Source organism: Erythrobacter sp. JB1-4 (assembly GCF_057365025.1).
Map to the genome: position 1 here is coordinate 644,204 of NZ_CP200292.1, position 21,100 is coordinate 665,303.

General features: G+C 56.5%; 25 protein-coding genes and 1 pseudogene. 8 read left to right on the plus strand and 18 right to left on the minus strand.

The window, feature by feature from the left end; translation table 11 throughout:
- The first annotated feature begins 161 nt into the window (after positions 1-161).
- The gene (locus tag AC0V61_RS02895; RefSeq protein WP_486155776.1) at positions 162-2,354 is read left to right on the plus strand and encodes a DUF1963 domain-containing protein; all 2,193 of its coding nucleotides are present in this window, start codon (positions 162-164) and stop codon (positions 2,352-2,354) included.
- Between the two features lie 9 nt (positions 2,355-2,363).
- Here the strand turns inward: AC0V61_RS02895 and AC0V61_RS02900 are convergent, their stop codons facing one another.
- Both AC0V61_RS02900 and AC0V61_RS02905 read right to left on the minus strand, forming a co-directional pair.
- Positions 2,364-2,918, minus strand: a complete 555-nt coding sequence (locus tag AC0V61_RS02900; RefSeq protein ID WP_486155777.1) for an NADPH-dependent FMN reductase — start codon at positions 2,916-2,918, stop codon at positions 2,364-2,366.
- Positions 2,919-2,923: 5 nt separating this feature from the next.
- On the minus strand, positions 2,924-3,457 hold the full coding sequence (locus tag AC0V61_RS02905) for a J domain-containing protein (RefSeq protein ID WP_486155778.1): 534 nt from the start codon (positions 3,455-3,457) through the stop codon (positions 2,924-2,926).
- Positions 3,458-3,655: 198 nt separating this feature from the next.
- Between AC0V61_RS02905 and AC0V61_RS02910 the strand changes: the two genes are divergently transcribed.
- Entirely contained in the window at positions 3,656-3,802 is a 147-nt protein-coding gene (locus tag AC0V61_RS02910) for a hypothetical protein (protein WP_486155779.1), read from the plus strand.
- Between the two features lie 85 nt (positions 3,803-3,887).
- Here the strand turns inward: AC0V61_RS02910 and pal are convergent, their stop codons facing one another.
- From pal to hisB, 12 genes and pseudogenes are all read right to left on the minus strand, one after another.
- Positions 3,888-4,421, minus strand: a complete 534-nt coding sequence (pal, locus tag AC0V61_RS02915) for a peptidoglycan-associated lipoprotein Pal (protein WP_486155780.1) — start codon at positions 4,419-4,421, stop codon at positions 3,888-3,890.
- A 132-nt stretch (positions 4,422-4,553) separates the two neighbouring features.
- Positions 4,554-5,986 (minus strand): annotated as a pseudogene (tolB, locus tag AC0V61_RS02920) (Tol-Pal system beta propeller repeat protein TolB).
- 16 nt (positions 5,987-6,002) lie between these two features.
- The gene (locus AC0V61_RS02925) at positions 6,003-6,746 is read right to left on the minus strand and encodes a hypothetical protein (RefSeq protein WP_486155781.1); all 744 of its coding nucleotides are present in this window, start codon (positions 6,744-6,746) and stop codon (positions 6,003-6,005) included.
- An 85-nt stretch (positions 6,747-6,831) separates the two neighbouring features.
- Positions 6,832-7,278: an ExbD/TolR family protein gene (locus tag AC0V61_RS02930; protein WP_486155782.1), complete on the minus strand. Its 447-nt coding sequence runs from the start codon at positions 7,276-7,278 to the stop codon at positions 6,832-6,834.
- Positions 7,278-7,982, minus strand: a complete 705-nt coding sequence (gene tolQ / locus AC0V61_RS02935; RefSeq protein ID WP_486159435.1) for a protein TolQ — start codon at positions 7,980-7,982, stop codon at positions 7,278-7,280. Before tolQ ends, AC0V61_RS02930 begins: the two co-directional genes overlap by 1 nt.
- 2 nt (positions 7,983-7,984) lie before the next feature.
- Positions 7,985-8,458 carry a YbgC/FadM family acyl-CoA thioesterase gene (locus AC0V61_RS02940; protein ID WP_486155783.1) on the minus strand — a complete coding sequence of 158 codons (474 nt, stop codon included), beginning with the start codon at positions 8,456-8,458 and terminating at the stop codon, positions 7,985-7,987.
- Between the two features lie 107 nt (positions 8,459-8,565).
- Complete coding sequence (locus tag AC0V61_RS02945) at positions 8,566-8,940, minus strand: histidine triad nucleotide-binding protein (protein WP_486155784.1); 375 nt, start codon at positions 8,938-8,940, stop codon at positions 8,566-8,568.
- 1 nt (position 8,941) lies between these two features.
- On the minus strand, positions 8,942-9,268 hold the full coding sequence (locus AC0V61_RS02950; protein ID WP_486155785.1) for a phosphoribosyl-ATP diphosphatase: 327 nt from the start codon (positions 9,266-9,268) through the stop codon (positions 8,942-8,944).
- A gap of 15 nt (positions 9,269-9,283) precedes the next feature.
- Positions 9,284-10,141, minus strand: a complete 858-nt coding sequence (gene hisF, locus AC0V61_RS02955; RefSeq protein WP_486155786.1) for an imidazole glycerol phosphate synthase subunit HisF — start codon at positions 10,139-10,141, stop codon at positions 9,284-9,286.
- A gap of 172 nt (positions 10,142-10,313) precedes the next feature.
- The gene (hisA, locus tag AC0V61_RS02960) at positions 10,314-11,042 is read right to left on the minus strand and encodes a 1-(5-phosphoribosyl)-5-[(5-phosphoribosylamino)methylideneamino]imidazole-4-carboxamide isomerase (RefSeq protein WP_486155787.1); all 729 of its coding nucleotides are present in this window, start codon (positions 11,040-11,042) and stop codon (positions 10,314-10,316) included.
- Between the two features lie 103 nt (positions 11,043-11,145).
- Positions 11,146-11,763: an imidazole glycerol phosphate synthase subunit HisH gene (gene hisH / locus AC0V61_RS02965; RefSeq protein ID WP_486155788.1), complete on the minus strand. Its 618-nt coding sequence runs from the start codon at positions 11,761-11,763 to the stop codon at positions 11,146-11,148.
- 117 nt (positions 11,764-11,880) lie between these two features.
- On the minus strand, positions 11,881-12,498 hold the full coding sequence (gene hisB, locus AC0V61_RS02970) for an imidazoleglycerol-phosphate dehydratase HisB (protein ID WP_486155789.1): 618 nt from the start codon (positions 12,496-12,498) through the stop codon (positions 11,881-11,883).
- Between the two features lie 141 nt (positions 12,499-12,639).
- On the opposite strand from hisB, the gene AC0V61_RS02975 reads away from it, so the two are divergent.
- From AC0V61_RS02975 to AC0V61_RS02995, 5 genes are read left to right on the plus strand one after another with little or no spacing between them, the layout of a single operon-like run.
- Complete coding sequence (locus AC0V61_RS02975; RefSeq protein WP_486155790.1) at positions 12,640-13,158, plus strand: SspB family protein; 519 nt, start codon at positions 12,640-12,642, stop codon at positions 13,156-13,158.
- On the plus strand, positions 13,142-13,537 hold the full coding sequence (locus tag AC0V61_RS02980; protein WP_486155791.1) for a hypothetical protein: 396 nt from the start codon (positions 13,142-13,144) through the stop codon (positions 13,535-13,537). Before AC0V61_RS02975 ends, AC0V61_RS02980 begins: the two co-directional genes overlap by 17 nt.
- 56 nt (positions 13,538-13,593) lie before the next feature.
- Positions 13,594-14,253 (plus strand): guanylate kinase, encoded by a 660-nt coding sequence (gmk, locus tag AC0V61_RS02985; protein ID WP_486155792.1) that lies wholly within the window; start codon positions 13,594-13,596, stop codon positions 14,251-14,253.
- Positions 14,254-14,262: 9 nt separating this feature from the next.
- Positions 14,263-15,117, plus strand: coding sequence for an alpha/beta hydrolase (locus AC0V61_RS02990; protein WP_486155793.1), 855 nt, complete (start codon positions 14,263-14,265; stop codon positions 15,115-15,117).
- Complete coding sequence (locus tag AC0V61_RS02995; RefSeq protein ID WP_486155794.1) at positions 15,117-15,509, plus strand: dihydroneopterin aldolase; 393 nt, start codon at positions 15,117-15,119, stop codon at positions 15,507-15,509. The genes AC0V61_RS02990 and AC0V61_RS02995 overlap by 1 nt, the downstream gene beginning before the upstream one ends.
- Positions 15,510-15,519: 10 nt before the next feature.
- On the opposite strand, the gene AC0V61_RS03000 is transcribed toward AC0V61_RS02995, so the two are convergent.
- From AC0V61_RS03000 to AC0V61_RS03010, 3 genes are all read right to left on the minus strand, one after another.
- Entirely contained in the window at positions 15,520-15,735 is a 216-nt protein-coding gene (locus tag AC0V61_RS03000; RefSeq protein ID WP_486155795.1) for a hypothetical protein, read from the minus strand.
- A 12-nt stretch (positions 15,736-15,747) separates the two neighbouring features.
- Positions 15,748-16,986: a hypothetical protein gene (locus AC0V61_RS03005; protein ID WP_486155796.1), complete on the minus strand. Its 1,239-nt coding sequence runs from the start codon at positions 16,984-16,986 to the stop codon at positions 15,748-15,750.
- Between the two features lie 231 nt (positions 16,987-17,217).
- Complete coding sequence (locus AC0V61_RS03010; RefSeq protein ID WP_486155797.1) at positions 17,218-17,838, minus strand: hypothetical protein; 621 nt, start codon at positions 17,836-17,838, stop codon at positions 17,218-17,220.
- Between the two features lie 150 nt (positions 17,839-17,988).
- On the opposite strand from AC0V61_RS03010, the gene AC0V61_RS03015 reads away from it, so the two are divergent.
- Positions 17,989-19,995: an alpha/beta hydrolase family protein gene (locus tag AC0V61_RS03015; RefSeq protein ID WP_486155798.1), complete on the plus strand. Its 2,007-nt coding sequence runs from the start codon at positions 17,989-17,991 to the stop codon at positions 19,993-19,995.
- Positions 19,996-20,279: 284 nt separating this feature from the next.
- On the opposite strand, the gene AC0V61_RS03020 is transcribed toward AC0V61_RS03015, so the two are convergent.
- The gene (locus AC0V61_RS03020) at positions 20,280-21,089 is read right to left on the minus strand and encodes an SDR family oxidoreductase (RefSeq protein WP_486155799.1); all 810 of its coding nucleotides are present in this window, start codon (positions 21,087-21,089) and stop codon (positions 20,280-20,282) included.
- Positions 21,090-21,100 lie beyond the last annotated feature (11 nt).

Sequence of the window (21,100 nt, forward strand, 5' to 3'; positions counted from 1 at the left end):
TGTGAACGCAGCTGCCAAAAAATTGGGAAAAATCAACCTAACGCGTTAACTATGAGTTGATCAGTTTTTACTAGGTGCAGGCAGTTAACGACCCTAGTTTCGAGCCTATCGTGTAAACGGTTGGGCTCTTAGCAGGGCCTATCTCATGTAGGGATACTGTAATGCGCTTTGACATTCTTATCGCGATAATCAGCTCAGGGCTTTACGCCCCTTTGGGCCTTATGGCGTTTGGTTTGCTGCTTGCGGTTGGCGGTGCAATATTCCTTTTACTGCGGCGCAAAAGCAGGGGAACGGGCAAGGCCGCACCCGCGGTTGCTATCGATGAGGCCGCAGACCTCCCTGTCGAAGTCGAAGAGCCCGCATCAAGTGCGAAAGCTCTCCATGAACCCGCTCCTCAGCCACGGGGACGCCGCCGTTCGCTTGTTGCCGGAGCAGAACGCGATGATGGGACGCCTTCAGGCAAACCCATGGGCGACGAGGACGATGACGAGGACGAGAACGAGGACGCCGAACCGGAGACACAACTGGACGAAAGCTTCGGGCAGTCTGAGGTTGAGGAAGCGGAATTTGAGGAATATCACGAGCTTGAAGGTGAAGATGAGCCCGATGAGGCCGAATTCGAACCCGTCGAGGATGATCTCGATCTTGTAGCCGATGCAGATGCTGAAGACACAGATGCTGTCGATGCAGACGCTGTTGATACAGACTCTGTTGATACAGACTCTGACAATTCTGGGCTCGCTCACGAAGAAGGCCTAACCGACGACGCGGCGGTCAATGCAGAAACCTTCGATGATGACTTTGACCTTGATGAAGACACCCACATCGAGAGCGCAAGCGACGCTACACCCTCAGACGCCCTAGCCGTCGCTGGTGCAGCGGGCGCAGCAGCGATGGGCGCTGTTACAGCCTCCCAGTTGATTGAAGAGAGCGCTGAGGATGACTACGAGGGCCATGAAGAGGGCCCGGATGATGGCCCAAATGACGGCCTCGAAAACGGAGGAGACGCCGAAGACGCAGCAGCCGCTCTCCCACCGCTTTGTACAGAAACAATCGCAGCGCAAAAGCATCCCATCGTGTTTCGCCAATTCATGCCGCAATCCCCTGGCAAAGATGGATTGTCCTTCTTTGGTGGGCAGCCGATTGGTCCAGAGGATTTTCAATGGCCGCGCGAACGCGCAGCTCAGGGCGGTGCCCCGCTGCAATTCGTAATGCAGTGGGACTGCGCGCAATTGTCAGAACAAGACGCAACCGGCCTTTTGCCGACCAACGGCGTGCTCTATTGCTTCATCAACTTCGACCGCGACCCCGATGATGACTTCCTAGCAAGCCATACATTCATGCATTTGCGCGGCCCCGTACAGGGTTGGAAACCAATCGAAGTCCCCAAAGATGCAGGCCCGGCACTTGGCACCAACAGCGCTCATGTGATGACCGGCTGCACCCCCAAAGTCGAGAATGCAGACGACTTTGCACCGCGCATGCTACCCCGGTTCCCATTCGAGCCAGTTGCGTTTGCCTACCCTTCCTCTGGCACTGAAACGGGAACGCACTCTGGACCTGAACTTAGCGCAAGCGACAATCAATTCTGGTCAGATGACGCGGTCAGCGAGGCGCTTCTCGATATTCAAAAAAGCGGCGTGGCTGTAAAAGAACCGCTCACTGACACGGTGAGCGTGTATCACAATATCGGCCGCCCCTTCCCTGCATTCCCTCATGACTTTGGCGCGATCCGGATTATCGCCAGCCGCATGATCGACGCGCTTGAGTCGCCCGATGATTTCCTCGCTGAAACGCTCTACCCCGGCCTCTCGTCTCAAGAGCGCGCAGATCAATTTGATGGTTGGGCGCAGGAAGCCAAAGAGATTTACATGCTCGGCACTCAGCGGTCATGTGGTACAAAGTTGGATCAGTCGATTGCCGATGATATCTGGCAATGGTTTGATGAACGCAAAGGCGTGCTCGATTCCGATTTATCAGCCATCGTCGAGGAAGCGGTCGATCTCAGCCTCAGCGTAAGCAGCGAGGCGCTAAGCAACATTCCTGCGCAGTGGATTGATGAGGCGATGCATGAGCATGCCCTTGCGACGGAATTGGCACAAGATGACCACACATTTGGCGCATCGCGTATCAGAGCAACAACACCAGCGCGCATTTTCGGCCCTGCAACCTACAGCGCCGAAGCCGACGGCGGGGAGCTGCATGATCATTTGCTCTTGTTGGAACTGCCCAGCGGCGCAGGACCGCAACACAACTTTGGCGGACGCGTGTTTCAATATTGGATCACCGCACACGATCTTGCATCTGGCAATTTTGACGAGGTGAAATCTCTTGTCGTTGAACCGGCCGAATAAATCTGGAGACTAGCTTTGGGTCTGGGCATCCAAAAGTTTCGAGACGAGTTTGCGCAGCTCAGCATCCAACGCCTCATCGACAAGCTTGCCTGCGTCTGTGTCAAACGTCTCACCAAAGCTTGGGACAGACAAATGCCCTATCACCTCTCCTCCAAATCGCGGCGCTGCATCGACGGCAAATTCAAGGACGCTCTTGCCGCCCCGGCCACCTGGTGACGTTGCAAGCAGCACCATAGGCTTTCCCTGCCACACTTCGCGCCCCACCCTGCTGCACCAGTCAAACAGGTTCTTGAACGCGGCTGTGTATGCGCTGTTGTGTTCAGCAAAGGAGATGATCAGCGCGTCCGCGCTTGCGATTTTGGCAAGGAAATCATGCGCCAATTGCGGGATGCCGCTCTCCTCTTCGCGGTCATGGCGATAAATTGGCATTTCATAATCATGAATGTCGAGAAATTCGATCTCAGCGCCCTTCGCAAAGGCAGGGGCGAGACTGGCGGCGTATTCGACCAATTGACGGTTGATAGAAACGCTGGAGTTGCTCGCAGCAAAGCTGAGAATACGCATTTAGACTAACCCTTCCATTCGCGGCGCTCTTCGGCCATTCGTAAGACATCATAGGCAAGCTGAAGCTTCTGAAACTCTTCTGCCGCCTCATCATCGCCCGGTTTCACATCGGGGTGAACCAGCTTGGCTTTGGCCCGGTAAGCCTTTTTGATCGCGGCAAAATCCGCGTCAGCCTCAAGTCCCAGCAACTCTAACGCGCGCATCTCATCGGCGCTGCGCGAGCCATCTCCAGAGCCAGTCCAGCCATAGTGCGAGCTTTCCGCGTAGCCTTCAGATTGCTGGCGTTCTTCCTTCGCGCGCGCGGCTTTTTCCGCCTTGTCGAGGCCTTCGAAATAGTCCCATTTGGAATTGTATTCCGCAGCATGGCGCTGGCAGAAATACCACTTATCGGGGCTGTTTGGGGCTTTGGGGGCTGGGCAATCGCCGGGCTCCTCGCAGCCGTGTCGATCGCATAGGCGCACATTGACCGCGTCGCGCGATTCCTCATACCCGCGCCACCTTGGGAAACCCCAATCATTGGATCGGCGCGCTTTAGGCATGATACGCCTCTAACATCACACAAATGTCATTCATCGGAAACATCACGCGCATCATCTAAGCGAGCTAGCTCGTAAATGAAAGGTAAGTAAGTCACTCAGGAACAAGTTGCGAAATGAAATGTTGCATTGCAATAGATCATTCATAGATATCCCATAGAGCGACATACGCTTCGTCACACACCAAAGAGCCTTTCGACCATGAGCCAGCAACTCCAAATCTCCAGCCTCTTCAGCGCCTTCGCGCTGGTTTGCCTGTGTTTGTTTGTGCGCGCTGGCGGTGAAAACGAGCTGCGCCTTGGCACCAGTGAAGGCCCGATTGTGCAGGTGCTCACTCAGGCCGAGTGACGGGCCAAAAAAGTAACGGGCCCAAAAGAAAACGCGCCCGCCCTTTATCAAGAGCGAGCGCGCCAAATTCTCAAATCAATCAGCCTTAATTGATAATGACACTGGCCGCGCGGCGGTTTTGTGCCCAAGCGTTGGCGTTTGACGCAAGCGCCACCGGGCGCTCTTTGCCATAGCTTACCGTGCGAATGCGGTTTGGACTGACACCAAGGCTCACCAGATAATTCTTTGCAGCGTTCGCGCGTCGTTCGCCCAAAGCAAGGTTGTATTCGCGCGTGCCGCGTTCATCGGTGTGGCCCTCTATGGTGAAGGTGATCTGGCTGAACTGAGCGAAATATTGCGCCTGCACCTGAAGTGCGGCGGCATCGGCGGCGTCAATGTTAAACCGGTCGGTGTCAAAATATACGGTTGTCGAAGAGCCAACAGCATTTTCAAAGTGTGCTTGAGAGCCAACGCGTGGACCTGTTTGCGTCGTCGGCGCGGCGGTCGCGGTGGCCGTTGGTGCAGGCGTTGCAGAAGGCACCGGAGGAAGCTCGGGCGGCGCCTTTTTGGAACAGGCCCCTAAAGCCAGAGCAGACGTCATCAGGACAATTGTAGCGGTCTTTGTTGCAGAGAAGGTCATCAATTTACTCTCCGATTTTGGACACTGCGATCATGCGCAGGCCAGTCTAGGGGGTCAACACCTAATGCAGCCCCCAGATTTACGAGGGATTTACACGCGGCTTACGGGGGCGTCCAGCCGCCTTAAGAACACTTAAGGACGAATAGGGCCCCAAGCGGGGTCAGAGGCATCCACCGGGGTGGGAAGTCGCCTTTCATTGCGGCCGGTCAAATCAACCTGCCACAGCGAAGAGCGACCAGAGCCGCGCGCCGTCCGGAAGAACTGGATGATGCGGCCATTAGGGGCCCAGGTGGGTGCCTCATCTTGCCATCCGTCCGTAAGCACCCGGAGGTTACCGCCGCCCGGTGTCATCACAGCAACATTAAAGTCACCAGCGATACGAGTGAACGCGATTTGATCACCGCGCGGGCTCCATTCAGGGGTCGCACAGCGCCCTCCAAAGAAGCTGATCCGGCGTTGGTTTGTGCCATCTGCATCCATCACATAGCATTGCTGCGTGCCGGAACGATCGCTTTCAAACACGATGCGGCGACCATCGGGTGAATAGGACCCGCCAATATCAATTCCCGGCGTGTCGGTCAGGCGCGTCGCTGTGCCGCCGTTGACGGACACCCGGTAAATGTCGGTGTTGCCAGCGACAGCCATGGAATAGAGGATAGAGCGCCCATCAGGTGCCCAACGCGGCGCAAGCGTCGGGTTCTGGTTCTCGGTCACCAGCGTTTGTTTGCCCGTCCCGATGTCATAGACATAGATGCGCGGGTTTCCATCGACATAGGACAGATACATGATCTTCGAATAATCGGGCGAATACCGGGGGTGAGCGCCGTTGCGCTGCCCAGTGTCAGGAACCGGTGGTTTGCGCCGTCCGAATCCATAACCGCCAATCGCTTGACCCGGTTATCCTTGGGACCTGTTTCAGCGATATAAGCGATGCGGCTGTCAAAGAAGGGGTCTTCACCCGTCAGCCGCGCATAGATGAGGTCAGAACACTTGTGCGCAGCGCGCCGCCAGTCGGCAGGGCGCACCACGTATCCTTCGCGGATGAGCTCTTCCTGGAGCGCGACGTCGAACAGATAGCACCCGACAACAAGCCTGCCATCATCGCGTGCCTGGACGTATCCTTGCACAAGCATCTCGCTATCGCGCCTTGTCCAATCGCCCCATCTGGGCGCTTTGATCTGCGCAAAAGATGGACGCGGCAGGCTATCGGGACCCGTCGGGCGGAAAAGGCCATTGTTGCGAAGGTTGGCTGTGATGACGCGGGAAAGCTCCATCCCCAATGCCCGTGTGCCGTTGGCATTGGCAGGCGTTGCAACATCGCGATCAGGCGCAAAGGCGGCAATGGCGATTTCAAGATCGTCTCCATCGAGCGATCCCACAACTGTTTCAGTGCCAACAACCGTATCGTCGTCGGCCTGATCTGTCGCGCCGGGTTCCACTGGATCATCCAAGAAGGCGGAGCCAACAGCGCTGTCAGTAGTGCCAGTCGCCGCCTCATCTTGAGCGTGTAAGCCCGGGGCAACGCCAAGCGCCGCAATTGCTGAAAGGGTAAGAAGAATTCGCATAGCCTGTCTTTTCAACCTATTTCTTCACAAATCTAAATTCACGTTTGCGCCACAAATTGTAGTGCTCTGGCGGGAGCCCTTGAAACGTTCCTACAAGACGCAGCGCTCGCACAGCGCATTCTTTAAACCGTCCGGTTTGCGCCGCATTACTGGCATTTTCGCCCCTTAGGCGCGGCTCACCGATATTGGTGATCTTGCCGCTGCGGTCCATGTTAAAGGGCACTGTGACGCTTAGTTTATCAATGTCCAGACCCGTCACGCGGCACCGGTTCCATTTGGGAGCCACTTGGCCTGCAATGCTGATCTTAATATCCGCCTCAACCGCCTCAGAACTGCCAGCGCCTTCGTCTTCGCCAAACGCATCATCAAAGCCGGTGTTGCGCGTACCGTCGCGTTGTCCTGTTTGCTGTCCACGAGAGCTTGGTTGGGGGGTGCTTTCAGGCCGCGTTGTTGGCCGTGGGTCTGGTCGGCGTGCTTGAGGGGCGGGCTCTTCTTGGGGCACCGGTTCATCTTCCACAGATGGCGTTTGGGCAACCGGTTCTTCGAGCGTATCGAGAGCGTCAGGTATCCCCAGCGCCGCCGAACTGCCCGCAGGCTCCGTTCCATCCTCAATCGTCACAGTGATCGCGCCGTCGCCCCCGAATGTCAGCGGCTTTGCGGTCTGAAATTGCATAACCAGGACCGCTGCCAAAACGGCATGCAAGACGATAGCAACACCAAACCCGATGCCGTCGTCTGTTTGAATGGTCCGCTTGCTCATGCTTCCTCTTGAATACGCCCCGCAGTTATGGCGCCCAAACCTATGGGGTCCAAAACTATCGTGCCCAAAAATATGGTGCCCAGAACTATGGGGCCACGTCTGAACCGTCGGTGACCAATGAAATCGATGTGAAGCCAGCTCGGTTGAGTTCACCCATGACCGCCATGACCCGTCCGTAATCAAGCGCTGTGTCGCCGCGAAGGACGATCACCGGTTGTTCGCCATCATTGCGGCGCACAGAGGCAAGCGCATCGGCAAAGCCGCCTGCGACCACGGGCTCGTTTTCGATATAAATCTGCCCGTCATTGCCAACCGAGATGTTGATCTGGTCGGGCAATTCCTCAACCGGGTTGGCGCGGCTTTCGGGAAGCTCAATCGGCACGCCTACTGCTGGCAGCGTCACGGTCACCATAAAGATGATAAGCAGCACGAGCATCACATCGACCAGCGGCGTGACGTTGATCTCTGCCATAGCCGCGCGGCGGGTGCGCTTGCCCCGCCTGCGACCGGAAGAGGCTACTCCCATCCCCATCACACTTTATCCAATTCGCGGCTCAGCCCTGCGTGCACCTTATCGGCAAAACGCCCAAGCTTGGCCTCGTATTGGTTCACTGAGCCGGAGAAGCGGTTGTAGAAAATCACCGCCGGGATCGCTGCAAACAGGCCGATTGCTGTTGCAAACAAAGCCTCTGCGATACCGGGAGCCACAACGCTCAACGACGCGGATTGCTGCGCGCCGATTTGGAAGAAGCTGTTCATGATGCCCCAAACGGTGCCGAACAGCCCTACGAAAGGCGCAACCGAACCGGTGGTTGCAAGGAAGGTGAGCTTGCCCGCCAAATCGTCGGCTTCTTCCGCGACCTGGCTTTCCATCGCCTGACCGATGCGTTCGCGCGCTGCCGCTTTATCGGGTGCACCGTTCTTGGTGGAACGCTTCCATTCATCAAGCCCAGCGCCCGCAACGCGCGCGGAGGGAATCTTTGATCGCTTACCCTTGGAAAGCATGCCTTCGCGATCATTGGTCGACCAGAAATCGCTTTCATATTCGCGGCTTGCCCCGTTCAATTTGCTCATACGCAGCACAAAGGAGACGATAATCGCCCAGCTCCAGATGCTGGCGATAATGAGCCCCGCCATCACCATCTGGACAATGATATCGGCGTCAAAAAACAGCTCCAGCGGGTCAAGCCGCGTAGGGCCTGCTGCCTGTGCTGCAACTGCGGTTAGAAAGGTCAAAGTCACTCGTTAGTGTCCTTCTGGTCCATGAAGTTCTTAAAGGCGGCGCGCCATGGGGCAGGCTGGCGCTTGGGGCGTCCGTCGAGGGAGATAAAGCCAACGCGCAAAGAGGCCTCGCACAGCACCTCATCGCCCCTTCTGGCAATCTGGTGCATCCGGCACGAGGCCGCACCAAGCTCGGTGCAGGTCGTCTCGATCACCACATCATCGTCAAGCCGCGCAGGGCGCAAGTATTTGAGGTTCACCTCGGAGAGCGCATATGCGCCCCCATCCCCGCCATTGGCCCCGCTTTCAATCGCGGCGCGTTGATCAATCTGAAGCAAGCGCAAAAGGTCCGAGCGCGCGCGCTCAAACCAGCGCAAGTAATTGGCGTGATAGGTTATTCCGGAAAGATCGGTGTCCTCATAATAAACGCGAACGGCGTAGAAATGACGCGGCCCATCAAGGATACCACCGGGAGGATTGGGTTTAACCATACTGATTGTGGGTTAGCGCGAGTGTGTGATCCATGCCAGCACGCAACTGCTCTCACCCACATGAATGACGACAGAATGAATCATCCATACGATGGATTGCGGAGAATTTAGGCGATCATCCGGCCTAGCGGCTGTCCGCCAAAGATATGCACGTGAAGGTGCGGGACTTCTTGCCCTCCATGCGCGCCGATATTGGCCATCAAGCGGTAACCGGGTTCGACCAGCCCTTTGCTGCGCGCAACCGTGCCCACCGCACGCACAAATCCGCCTATCTCAGCATCGGACGCTTTGGCGCTAAAATCGTCCCAGCTCACATATTCGCCTTTGGGGATCACAAGCGTGTGCACCTCGGCTTGAGGGTTGATGTCCTCAAAAGCGTAGGCCCATTCGTCCTCATAGACTTTGTTTGACGGAATTTCCCCGCGCAGGATCTTCGCAAAGATATTGTTCGTGTCATAGGGAAGCGTTGGATCAATGGGCATTCTATTCGCTCCTAGAGGCTTTTTCGTCGAGGCCTGAGAGCCCTTCGCGCGCGCTCAGTTCGGCCAGAACGTCGTCGAGGGTCACCCCTTGCGCTTGAAGCAGGACAAGGAGGTGGAAGATGAGGTCAGCGCTTTCACCAACCAGTTCCTCGTTCACCCCGGTCATCGCCGCGATCACGACCTCGGTCGCCTCTTCGCCGACCTTCTGCGCAATTTTTGCGGTTCCGCGCGAGTATAGCTTGGCGACGTAGGAGGTCTCAGGCGAGGCGGTCATGCGTGTCGCGATGGTGGCTTCAAGGCGCCTAAGAGTGTCTGTGCGTGTGTCCATGGGAGTTGTCCTTGCTCAAACCGAGCGAGCGGGCAAGCCTGCCTCGCGAAGCGCGGCGTGTGCCTCTGCGATGGAATGCGTGCCGAAGTGGAAGATCGACGCAGCAAGAACCGCGCTTGCCCCGCCCTTGGTCACGCCATCGACGAGGTGGTCGAGATTGCCAACACCGCCACTGGCGACAACGGGAATGGAGACTGCGTCTGCGATAGTGCGAGTCAGCTCAAGGTCATAGCCAGCCTTTGTCCCATCGCCGTCCATGGAGGTGACAAGCAATTCGCCTGCGCCAAGGTCCGCGACCTTCTTCGCGTACTCAACCGCGTCAATTCCGGTGGGCTTGCGCCCGCCATGGGTGAAGATTTCCCAATACCCTACTTCCGTTCGTGCTGAGCTTGTCGAAGCACGCTTGCCTTGGCTTGAGACCTGAGCGCGCCCTTCGACAGGCTCAGGGCGAACGGATGTTGGATCTGAGACCCGGCGCGCATCGACACTGGCAACCACGCATTGGCTGCCAAACCGAGCCGCAATCTCGCTCACCAGTTCTGGCCGGGCCACAGCGGCTGAATTGATTGCAACCTTGTCTGCGCCAGCGAGCAAGAGCGCGCGCGCATCTTCAACACTGCGCACCCCGCCGCCAACTGTCAGAGGCATAAAGCACACCTCAGCTGTGCGTTTGACGATATCAAGCAGAGTGCCCCGCCCTTCGTGGCTGGCGGAAATGTCGAGAAAGCACAGCTCATCCGCCCCCGCCGCATCATAAGCGCGCGCTTGCTCCACCGGATCGCCGGCGTCTTTCAGATCGACGAAGTTGACACCCTTCACCACGCGCCCATCGGCGACATCAAGGCAGGGGATGACGCGGATACGGACGGTCATTTTCTCAGTTCCTTGCGAATTTTTTCAACGCCTCCGTCTCGAGTTAGCTGCCGAAGTGCGCCAACACTGATGAAAAGTATCATTAGCCAACCTGGCACAATTTCCATCCAATTGCCGACTACCGCACCTCCGCAGACCAAAAGCAGCATAAAATCTTCGAGACGACGAGACTTCACTCCCGCGCTCCCATTTGGATAGCCGCTGCCAAGTCGAGCTTGCCCTCATAAAGTGCCCGCCCCGTAATCACGCCTTCAATGCCAAGATGCGCTTGGATCGAGAGGATGTGGATGTCGGAAATGCCCTTCACCCCGCCGCTGGCAATCACAGGAATGTCGACGCGCTGGGCAAGCTCCACGGTCGCATCAATGTTGACGCCTTTAAGGAGGCCATCGCGGCCAATGTCGGTGAAGAGCAGCGAGGCAACGCCTGCATCCTCAAACCGGCGCGCTAGGTCCACAACGGGCACGTCGGAGACCTCCGCCCAGCCCTCGGTCGCTACCATACCGTCTTTCGCGTCCACTGCGACAACAATTCCGCCTTCCCATTCGCGGGCCATTTCTTTGACGAATTCAGGGTCTTTAAGCGCCGCCGACCCCATCACAATGCGCGCAACGCCAAGGCTGAACCACGCTTCGACCGCGGCTGCATCGCGGATCCCTCCGCCAAGTTGGACGTATCCGGGGAATTGCTCGATGATGGACTTCACCGCTTCGACATTGCGCGCTTCGCCTGCGAAGCTGCCGTCGAGGTCCACCACGTGCAGGTGCTCGGCGCCGGCCTCTGCAAAGATCATCGCTTGGGCTGCCGGATCATCGCCATAGATGGTCGCGCGGTCCATATCGCCCTCGGCAAGCCGCACAACTTCGCCGCCTTTAAGGTCGATTGCGGGAAATACGATCATATCTGTGAGCTCCTGCGAAAGCAGGAGTCCATCATCACAGGCCTCGCCGATACGCATTCATAGGAGATGGATTCCTGCCTTTGCAGGAAATCACGGATGCTCTTCATGGCCGCCATTTCAAAAACCTCTCCAATGTTGCCAATCCAAAGGCTTGGCTCTTTTCAGGGTGATACTGCACCCCCAGAATATTGTCTTTAGCCACCGCTGCAACCAGAGGTGATCCGTGCGAAGTGAAGGCGGCTATCTCGCCTGCATCCTCAGCTGCAAAGTGATAGGAATGCAGGAAATACGCCTCGCCTGCTTCGACCACCGGATGCGCGGTCGAAACACTCACATCGTTCCAGCCCATATGCGGTACTTTGATCGTGGGCTCGCTCGGCTCAATCAAGCGCACCTCGCCGCCAATCCAGCCAAGCCCTTTGTGGGTGCCATGTTCAAGACCTCTGTCAGCAAGGAGCTGCATTCCCACACAAATGCCAAGGAAAGGCGCACCTGAACGCAAGACCCGCTCTTCCAAAGCCTCAACCATACCCGGAACAGCGCGCAGACCATCTGCACACGCCTTAAACGCGCCCACACCGGGTAGGACAATGCGATCAGCTTTGCGCACGACATCGGCATCGGCAGTGACAGTCACATCTGCGCCCACCGCTTTGAGGGCGTTGTGCACCGAGTGAAGATTGCCTGCCCCATAGTCGACGAGCGCAACCGAATTGGTCATTGTTTGTCTTTCGCACGCCCATCCGGGCGCGCGTCCTCGCTAGACGGGCAGGCAAGCTGCCCCCGCTGCGGGCGGCCGGTCGGCCTTGCGGTCGCTTTGCGACCGATCGGCTCTCTTTTACCCACCAAGTTGCCCTTTCGTGCTTGGGATTGCGCTGCCCTTCCTCGGGTCACGCTCAACCGCGATCCGCATGGCCCTCGCGAACCCCTTGTAGAGGCTTTCACAGATGTGGTGGTTGTTTGTGCCGTAAAGCAGCTCCAAATGGAGCGTGAGCCCAGCCGATTGCGCAACGCTTTCAAACCAGTGCTGGATCAACTCTGTGTCCCATTCGCCCAGCTTTTCTTGGCTAAACTTTGCATTCCACACACAGTATGGCCGCCCGGAAATGTCGAGCGCAACCCGGCTCAGCGTCTCATCCATAGGCGAATACGCGCTACCATAACGGCCAATCCCGGCCTTATCGCCCAGCGCCTCTGTGAGCGCCTGCCCCAAAGCAATCGCTGAATCCTCGGTGGTGTGATGCTGATCGACATGCAGATCGCCTTCGACCTTCATCGTCACATCAATGAGGGAGTGCTTCGAAAACTGCTCAACCATATGATCCAGAAAGCCAATCCCGGTGGAGACGTCATACGAGCCCGTCCCATCCAGATTGACCTCGATTAAAATCTTGGTCTCAGCGGTGTTCCGCTCAACTTTTCCTGTGCGCGCCGCTTGGTTTTGGGGAGTATTCATGGGGCAAAGCCTATAGCCGCGCGCCAAGCTTGTGCAAGCGCTCACACACCGCGTGATAGCCTCAATTACGGGATCGTGAACATGAAACTCGCACGAAACGCTTGACCGCGAGCGCCCACCTCGTCACCACTTGTCAATGAAATGACCGACGAAACACCCGATAGCCTCATCCCTTACGATGAGATCGTTCAAGAAGCGCTGCGCGCTGTGGTTGGGCGTGTGCTCGGTGAAATTGTGGCATCGGGAAGCGAGCTTCCGGGCAATCACCATTTCTACATCACGTTTAAAACGGGCGCAGCGGGCGTTTCCATCCCCGATCACCTGCGCGAACGCTTCCCCGATGAAATGACCATCGTGCTCCAGAACAAATTCTGGGAACTTGAAGTGCGCGATGATGGATTTGGTGTGGGACTGTCGTTCAACCAAATCCCGGCAAAGCTTGAGATACCCTTTGCCGCGATCACGGCGTTCGTGGACCCGGCTGTGGATTTTGGCCTCCAATTCCAGGCCTCTGGCGATGAGCTTGAGCCCGAAGAGCATGACCTTGCCGAAAACGATGGTGAAGGCGAAGGCGGCGCTAAAATGGGTGGGCCCCCGGCCGGTGATCCAGAAGATGATGGCTCCAACGTTGTGACCGTTGATTTTGGGCGCAAGAAATAAGGCACGTGACCTTGAGGAAGAAACGCGGTCAAAGGCAAAAGGGCTCTGGCGTCATCAGAAACCTCCCCCTGCCCCTTCGGCAGGCGCGGCGGTCAATCTGGCTATTGCCGAAGTGATTTTGCGCAGCGTTTCCAACCAGATGCGGGCAAAGATCGACACCGACATTTTTCGCAATGATTTGGAAAAGCGCAAAAGCGGCGCGCGCGATGTCGTCGACGGGCGCACTTTGATCACCTCTATCGGCCTTTACGGAGCCGCGCGATTGGCAGCACGCGGGCGTGGCGGGCTTGGGCTTGTCGCGGGCGGCCTGCTTGCAAAATCACTTTATGAGCGCGGAAAATCGGTACGCAAACGGCGAGCGCACACGAAGACTAAGTGACAGTAACCCTACACAGACACTTGATTTAAACGCGCAACCGTGTGCAACGCTCACCTATGAGCGACGCGCCCACCACCAAAGACACAAAAACCGACAAACTCGCCCGCCGCGGCCTTTTGTTTATCCTGTCGTCGCCCTCTGGCGCTGGCAAAACGACCCTCTCGCGCAAATTGCTGGAACGCGATGAGGATATTCAACTTTCGGTCTCTGCCACCACGAGGCCGCCGCGCCCCGGCGAAGTCGATGGCAAAGACTATTACTTTGTCTGCGACGCTGAATTTGATCGGATGGTGGACGAAGACGACTTCTATGAGTGGGCTCACGTTTTCGACAATCGCTATGGCACACCCAAGGGCGTCATTCGTAAAGGTCTGAAAGAGGGGCAGGATTACCTCTTCGATATCGATTGGCAGGGTACGCAGCAGCTCAAACAAAAGGATGACCAAGACGTCGTCACCGTCTTTGTTCTTCCCCCCAGCCTCAAAGAACTGCGCCGCCGTTTGGAAAGCCGGGGTCAGGACACAGCCGAGGTGATCGATGGCCGGATGGACCGCGCCAAGGATGAAATCAGCCACTGGGCAGAATATGACTATGTTGTCGTCAATGACGATATGGAAGCCTGCTTTGACGAGGTGTGCAAAATCCTTGATGCTGAACGCATGCGCAGGACGCGGCAGACCGGGCTGATCCCGTTTGTGCGCGAATTGATGGGGTAGACAGACGCGATGAAGTGGGCACTTCGCCTTGCATGTATCGGCGTTGTTGTGGCTCTCCTTGCAATTCTGGGTTTCAGCCACCTCGCAACCAGAGCGACCCCATCACAAGTTGGCCCATTGGCCGACACAGAAGAGCGTTTTACAATCTCGACCGATGACGGTGTTGAGATCGCCGCCAGTCTTACCTTTGCCAGCCAAGAGGATGCACCGGTCATTCTTTTGTTCCACGGCAATGGCGCATCGCGCGGGCAGTTTGACGGTCATCTCAACTGGCTGCCTGCCAATGGATTTCACGCGCTTGCGGTGGATTTTCGCGGACATGGGCAATCAGACGAAGAGCCTAAGAGCTTTGGTTACACCGAGGCGCGCGATGCCCAAGCGGCCCTAAAATGGGCACGCAGCGAATTTCCCAAGTCCAAAATAGGCGTCATCGGGATTTCCCTTGGGGGTGCTGCGGCTTTGGTTGGAGAAAACGGACCCTTGCCAGCCGATGCCTTGGTGCTTCAGGCGGTGTACCCCGATTTTGACCGGGCCGTGCGCAACAGGGTGCGTTTGTTTGCCGGTGACGTGGCAGCAAACATCCTCACCCCCTTGCTGACCTATCAAGCCTATCCTCGTTATGGAGTTAGCCATGATGAAATCTCGCCGGTGAACAGTGCCAGCGCTTTTAAAAATCCGGTTCTGGTCATTGCCAGCACTTCGGATGAGTACATCCCGGTTTCCGAAAGCGAAGAACTCACAAACGCTTTTGCCGGGAGGCATTGGCTTTGGTTGATCGATGGACTTTCTCACGCAGCGACCAGCGACCTTGATGATGAGGTGTACCGCGAGCGCGTCCTCACCTTTTTTCGCGAGGAATTGTGATGGACGCGCAAATCATCCTCGAAGGGCTCGAACTGCCGCTCGACCTTGGCACTTATGGCCCCGGTGACCTCGTGCCGGACACGCATCTGCTCGATATGACGCTCACCATCGATCCAGCCCTTGTGTTGATCGATGAGGATGCGATGGCGCGGATTTATGACTATGACCCGCTCATCGCAGCGATTGAAGCGCTTGCAAGCGAGCAGCATTACGAGACACAGGAATATCTCCTCACCCGCATTGCAACAGTGTGCGCGGGCGAAGCGGCAATCCAAGGCGCATGGCTAAAGCTATACAAACGCCCCGTTCGCAAAGCAGCCGATGGCAGCGTGTCAGGGACCCTTGGCGTAACTCTTTCGCTAACCCGCGATGAGTTGGACCGGTTGCTTTAACCTGTCCACATCAAGGCGAGATCGAAAGGACGAGAAAGACCTCGTCCCCGTTTGCTTCGCCAACAACCTCATTGCCTTTGATGCCATTTTCGGACCAAGCCAGCTGGATTTGGTTGATGTCGCGGATCAGGCGATTGTCGTTTTCCGGCCAAACGCTCGTGTAGAAACCAAGCGCATTGCTTGCACGTTCAAGATCATCGAACGCCTCAACGTGACTGACTTTCATGTCATTTCCCCCTTATTCAAACACGGACAGCGCAGACTTGGCGCGCTCCAAATCCTCAGAGACTTGTCTTGGATAAACGTAAGTGGCCGCCTCCTTGCAGGTCTCTTTTCGATTACATGCATCAACGATTGTGATGCCCACCTCGTCTAGCCCTGCTGCTTCCTCGAATTTTGCAATCAAAGATGGCAATTCGCCTTCGTCAGCGGCGTCAATTTTGGTTTTGAGCTCATCCAAAAGGCCGGTGGTCGAAATCGCTTGAAGGCTTCCAGCGGCAAATGCCCTTAAGCCCTCAGAGCCGAGCCCTGCGAGCCCGCGAACTTCAAGATCAGCTTCCGCCTGAGCGATAAGTATCCTCATGCAGCCTTCTGCCACGGTGCCATTCTCATCAGCGAAAACACTTGAAGGATCGCTCAAAAAGCCAAGGCAAAACATCAGCGGTTCGTTGATGAAGGAAAGCTTCGCCAACTGAACCACAGCCGCCGAGACACCAATCGCTCTGTCCTTATCCGCATTGGCCGCAGTCGATCCCTGAATGGTTTGACCTGCGGTCGTGCTTGCGGTGGCTGAGGAAATCAAATCCTTGGCGATTTGCGTAATGTTATCCATCGCCTTTTGCGCTTCGGCTTCTTTCGTTGCAGCGTTAGTCGCCTCCAACTTTAACGCCGTGCATTTGTCCGCATTGGCATCGGCATTGTCCGCATCAGTGGAGCATTCCTTGTCCTTTGCAGCCGCAACGGCCTTATCTGCCTCAACGCGTGCAGCCTTCGCCTTCTGAAGTCTCTCGTCGTAATCGCGCACCAACTTTGCAGCATCTCCGCCATTGATGACGCCTGCAGCTGTGCCGCCCGGAGAAATTATCGTTGAGCTTCCTTTAGCAATGCCAGTCAGTTGTTCGATTGCCAAAATGGTCACCATCGAACGCTGATCGCGCGCGGCCTGCACAACGAATTGTGGCCGCGTGATGGCCCCTGAAAGGTATCTTTCACACGTGCGATAAAACGATTCGCGCAGCATGTTGATCGTTTGCGTACGTTCAATCGTCGCTGCATTTTCAGCCGAACTGATCCCGAGTTGGCCCCCGCTTTTATTGCCTTCTGCAGCAAGGCTTGTCGCAAAAGCGCTGAAGACATCGGGAGCCGCTTCAGCGCACACTCTCATCTGTCCGCCGCCCACCCGCGACATGATAAGGTGACGCTGTTTTGCATCAACAGTAAAGACCTGACCGTCGCCATCTGAAGGAGCAGACTTCAATCGGCTGATGCTATTTATGTTGGCGCAACCTGAAAGAGCCAGACTTGTTGCTGCCACCAATGCGAATTTCGAGTGCCATCTCATGGGCCCATCCCCCCTGTTTCTAAGGCAGCGATCCGATACGGACTGGGCTGCTTTGATGGGGGCAGATATAAGGCGAAAAAACAGTGTGACGCGTGACGGGGATCACGCCCGCTGAGCGCAGTTCAAGCGCTCGTCAAACCGCCCGCTCTAGACTGCTGCGCTTTGCTCCAACCGCTCTAGCAATTCCTTCAATTGCTCTTCCAAAATCCCTGCGCTGTCGCCGCCACCGTAATTGAGTGCACCGCTGGAGAAGGTCGTGCCGAACGTGTCAGCGATGGACTTTGTCTGAAGCACGCCGCTTGCAAAATCGCGGGTGGTGAGGCTGTCGAGCGGGTGGAGGAAGACACCCCACACAAGGCCTTGTCCAATGGCATAGCGCGCATCTAAAGCTGTATCAAAATTGGCCTGCATCAGCCGCTCAAGCGCCTCTTGGGGAAGCGCGCCAGCCTCTGCAATCGGAGTGATAATCCGCATCCGTCCAGCATTTGCATCTGTCACCACGATCAGCATCCGCTCATCCACGGTGAATTGCCAATTGTTGCCATTGCGCTGCGCTTCACCATCAAGCGCCTCGATCACCTCAGCGATCCGTTCAAGCGCTGCCTCGTTTTCTGGGGAAACCTGGGCTGGAGCCTCGGGGACGGGAGCCTCTTCGCTAAAGTCCGGCGGCGCGAGAGCCTCTTGCGCGCTCGATACAGACGATGCCGCAGCAGCGATCCCTAAGACCGCAGGATACAGACTAAGGCGCAGACGACGGGGCTGGGGCAAAGTGCAAATTCCTATGATGGCAAAAGCTCTAGTCTTGCTTTCGATATTTCGGGCCAATTGGTTACACTTTTAAGGTCCTTCGCAAGGTGGACAGATGCGTCCAAGAAATTATGGTGCAGCGGTGTAAAAGCAAAATTGAGGGGCATTTTCATGGCATTGCAGCGGGCAAATCTAAGAGGGGCAGCATTTGCCAGAGGATTGTTGTGCGTTTGCGCTGCTGCGTTATGCACTGTGCTCACCCTTCTTCCTGTGCAGGCCTCAGCCCAAGAACAGGTGCCTTTGAGCGAATACGGAAAGCTGCCTGAGGTTGAACGCGCAGCGCTCTCCCCCTCTGGTCAGCGCGTCGCTTTGATCACGACCATCAAAGGCAGTCGCGTCCTTTTGGGAGTGCAACGCGGCAGCAACAAGCCGCTCAGCATTACCCGCGTTGATGATATGAAGATCCGAAGCATCTCGTGGATCGATGAAAACCGGATCCTGATGGTCTCAAGCTCGACAATCGACCTTCCCGCCAATTTTACAACGGACAAATACGAAACCAGCATCGGGCGCGTCATCCCCATGGATGGCGGTGAGGGCGGCGGCATCGTATTTGCCAATGACAAACGATATTATGACGGCATCATAGGACGCTATGGCATCCGCATGATCAATGGCGAAGCGCACGGCTTTTTCGGCGCTATCGAATATATCCGCAATCGAAACAACAGCGGGCCCAAGTGGGTTTTCAGCCACGGCCGCCCGCATTTAATGAAGGTCAATTTTAGCACCTATAAGGTTGAAAAGGTTGATCCAGCGGCGCGCTTTGGGGTTTCGAAAGATTGGCTGATCGATGCGTCAGGCAATCTTGCCTACACACTCCAAGTCAATGATGAGAGCGGCGAATGGAGGCTGCGCAATGCCCAAGAGAAGGTGATCTTCAAAGGGCGTCAACGCGCCGGCGGGATCAGCCTCATCGGCCTGAACTACGATGGTTCCAAAGCGATTTTTGTCGAGCGCGGAGAGGATCGCACCTATTGGTATGAGATCGGCCAGGATGGCAGCGAACCGACCCCTTTTCTTGCCTCTGTTGATTTTGAACGTCTGTTTTTTGACCCCCAAACGGGCCATTTGATGGGCTATACCGTGGGCTCTGACGAGAATGAGCGTCATGTCTTTGCAAACGAGGCCTATCAAAAGAAGGCTGAAGCTGTGCGCAAGGCTTTTTCGGCGTATGAAAGCTGGATGACGGGTTGGACTTCGGACCTCAACACCGTGATCGTGCGCACCAGTGGTAATGGCGATTCCGGTTCGTATTTTACGGTCGATCTCACAACCAACAGGGCCGCCGCGCTCGCCTATGAACGCGGCAGCATCACCGCTGCGCAAGTCGGGCCAATCTCGACCTTTGAATACACGGCGCGCGATGGTCTGAAGATGGATGGGATTTTGACTGTCCCGCCGGGCAATCTGAAGCCTGAGAACTTGCCCGTTGTCGTGCTGCCCCATGGCGGTCCCCACAGCGCCGACCGGCCCGTTTTTGACTGGTGGGCGCAAGCCTTTGCAAGCCGCGGTTATGCAGTGTTCCAGCCCAATTTCCGCGGATCGACCAATCGCGACCCTGCGTTTCGCCGTGCAGGTTATGGCGAATGGGGCCGCAAGATGCAGACTGACAAAACCGATGGTCTCATGGCCTTAGCCAAGGCTGGCATTGTCGATCCATCACGCGCTTGCATCGTTGGATCGTCCTATGGCGGTTATGCCGCGCTTGCGGGCGTGACGATTGAACAAGGCATCTACAAATGCGCTGTTGCGGTCTCACCGGTGAGCGATATTCGCGCGGTGTACCGTGAGGATTACAGAGCATCGGGCCGCGACCGCACAACCAAGGTGGCTTTGCGAGAGCAGCTTGGTGAGCCTGAGCTTTGGGATGATGTGTCACCGCGCCGCCTTGCTGAAAGGGCCGATGCGCCCGTCATGTTGATCCACGGGGTTGATGATACGGTTGTGCTTTATAACCACTCGACCAAGATGGCAGATAAGCTCAAAGATGCGGGCAAGCCCCATGAGCTGGTGACGTTGCCGGGCGAGGACCACTGGTTGTCGCTTTCCGAAACGCGTCAGCAGATGCTGGAAAACGCGGTGCGCTGGGTGGAGACGCATAATCCGGTGGATTAGGCTTCCGTTAAAGTTGGGAGCCTTTAGAGTTGGGGCGCTTAGGTTTGGGGCCCTCAGGTTTAGATCAGGCAAGATTTTCCTACTTTTGAACCAGCGTCTAGGCAGGTTGAAGCTCTTTGAATTTGTCGATCCATGTCAAAAGCGCTCAAGGACGAGCGAGGTCAAGGTGAAACCCGTTTGCTAAGGTGTCACTTTATTCCAACATAGAAAAAGCCCGGAAAACCGGGCTTTTTCGCATGTTTCGTGTAGGGAAAAGGTGACACATGTGTCACTTTATTCCGCTTTTACTTGCCGCCTGATGCGTCGCCAAACAGGTCCGGGATAGACGCGTTCACAACGCCGCCATCTACGGTCAGCGTCTCGCCTACGACATAGTCGCCAGCGCGGCTGCACAGGTAAATCGCGGCTGCTGCCATGTCTTCCGGGCCACCAATGCGCTTTGCCGGGATGTGCTTTGAGCTTTCATCAGGCGCAAGTTTCGCCGCCTTGTTCATCTCGCTTGCAAATGCGCCTGGCGCGATGGAAGTGACGATGATGTTGTCATGAATGAGCCGCGCAGCCATGCGGCGGGTGAGCTGGATGACGGCTGCTTTGGAGGCCTGATAAGGGTAGGTTTCCCACGGGTTGATCCGCTGCCCATCGATGGAGGACACGTGGATCACTTTGGCCGGGTGATCGCCCTTGCCAGCCGCGACCAGAAGATCGTGGAGCTTTTGCGTCAGGAAGAACGGTGTCTTGACGTTCAAATCCATCGTGCGGTCCCACCCGGCCTCGGTGAACTCGGTATAGGGTTGACCCCATGCAGCGCCCGCATTGTTAATGAGAATGTCGAGCTTCTCTTCCTTGGCTGAGATCGCATCGACCAGGGTTTGGATGCCGTCCATCTGGCTAAGGTCAGCGGGGATGCCTTCGACCTTGTCCGCACCGAACTCTTTGATGGTCTCCTCCATCTGCTCGACCTTGCGCGCCGAGATGTAGACCTTGGAGCAACCCGATTGGAGGAGCCCTTCAACAAACATCTTACCGATGCCGCGTGAGCCACCGGTGACGAGGGCCACTCGCCCGTCGAGGCGGAATACTGAACTGATATCCATGTGAATTCTCT

Excerpts from the sequence above, each read along its gene's own strand:
- AC0V61_RS02895 (WP_486155776.1), top strand. The coding sequence starts at position 162 with ATGCGCTTTGACATTCTTATCGCGATAATCAGCTCAGGGCTTTACGCC.
- AC0V61_RS02900 (WP_486155777.1), bottom strand. The coding sequence starts at position 2,918 with ATGCGTATTCTCAGCTTTGCTGCGAGCAACTCCAGCGTTTCTATCAAC.
- AC0V61_RS02905 (WP_486155778.1), bottom strand. The coding sequence starts at position 3,457 with ATGCCTAAAGCGCGCCGATCCAATGATTGGGGTTTCCCAAGGTGGCGC.
- AC0V61_RS02910 (WP_486155779.1), top strand. The coding sequence starts at position 3,656 with ATGAGCCAGCAACTCCAAATCTCCAGCCTCTTCAGCGCCTTCGCGCTG.
- pal (WP_486155780.1), bottom strand. The coding sequence starts at position 4,421 with ATGACCTTCTCTGCAACAAAGACCGCTACAATTGTCCTGATGACGTCT.
- AC0V61_RS02925 (WP_486155781.1), bottom strand. The coding sequence starts at position 6,746 with ATGAGCAAGCGGACCATTCAAACAGACGACGGCATCGGGTTTGGTGTT.
- AC0V61_RS02930 (WP_486155782.1), bottom strand. The coding sequence starts at position 7,278 with ATGGGGATGGGAGTAGCCTCTTCCGGTCGCAGGCGGGGCAAGCGCACC.
- AC0V61_RS02940 (WP_486155783.1), bottom strand. The coding sequence starts at position 8,458 with ATGGTTAAACCCAATCCTCCCGGTGGTATCCTTGATGGGCCGCGTCAT.
- AC0V61_RS02945 (WP_486155784.1), bottom strand. The coding sequence starts at position 8,940 with ATGCCCATTGATCCAACGCTTCCCTATGACACGAACAATATCTTTGCG.
- AC0V61_RS02950 (WP_486155785.1), bottom strand. The coding sequence starts at position 9,268 with ATGGACACACGCACAGACACTCTTAGGCGCCTTGAAGCCACCATCGCG.
- hisF (WP_486155786.1), bottom strand. The coding sequence starts at position 10,141 with ATGACCGTCCGTATCCGCGTCATCCCCTGCCTTGATGTCGCCGATGGG.
- hisA (WP_486155787.1), bottom strand. The coding sequence starts at position 11,042 with ATGATCGTATTTCCCGCAATCGACCTTAAAGGCGGCGAAGTTGTGCGG.
- hisH (WP_486155788.1), bottom strand. The coding sequence starts at position 11,763 with ATGACCAATTCGGTTGCGCTCGTCGACTATGGGGCAGGCAATCTTCAC.
- hisB (WP_486155789.1), bottom strand. The coding sequence starts at position 12,498 with ATGAATACTCCCCAAAACCAAGCGGCGCGCACAGGAAAAGTTGAGCGG.
- AC0V61_RS02975 (WP_486155790.1), top strand. The coding sequence starts at position 12,640 with ATGACCGACGAAACACCCGATAGCCTCATCCCTTACGATGAGATCGTT.
- gmk (WP_486155792.1), top strand. The coding sequence starts at position 13,594 with ATGAGCGACGCGCCCACCACCAAAGACACAAAAACCGACAAACTCGCC.
- AC0V61_RS02990 (WP_486155793.1), top strand. The coding sequence starts at position 14,263 with ATGAAGTGGGCACTTCGCCTTGCATGTATCGGCGTTGTTGTGGCTCTC.
- AC0V61_RS02995 (WP_486155794.1), top strand. The coding sequence starts at position 15,117 with ATGGACGCGCAAATCATCCTCGAAGGGCTCGAACTGCCGCTCGACCTT.
- AC0V61_RS03000 (WP_486155795.1), bottom strand. The coding sequence starts at position 15,735 with ATGAAAGTCAGTCACGTTGAGGCGTTCGATGATCTTGAACGTGCAAGC.
- AC0V61_RS03015 (WP_486155798.1), top strand. The coding sequence starts at position 17,989 with ATGGCATTGCAGCGGGCAAATCTAAGAGGGGCAGCATTTGCCAGAGGA.
- AC0V61_RS03020 (WP_486155799.1), bottom strand. The coding sequence starts at position 21,089 with ATGGATATCAGTTCAGTATTCCGCCTCGACGGGCGAGTGGCCCTCGTC.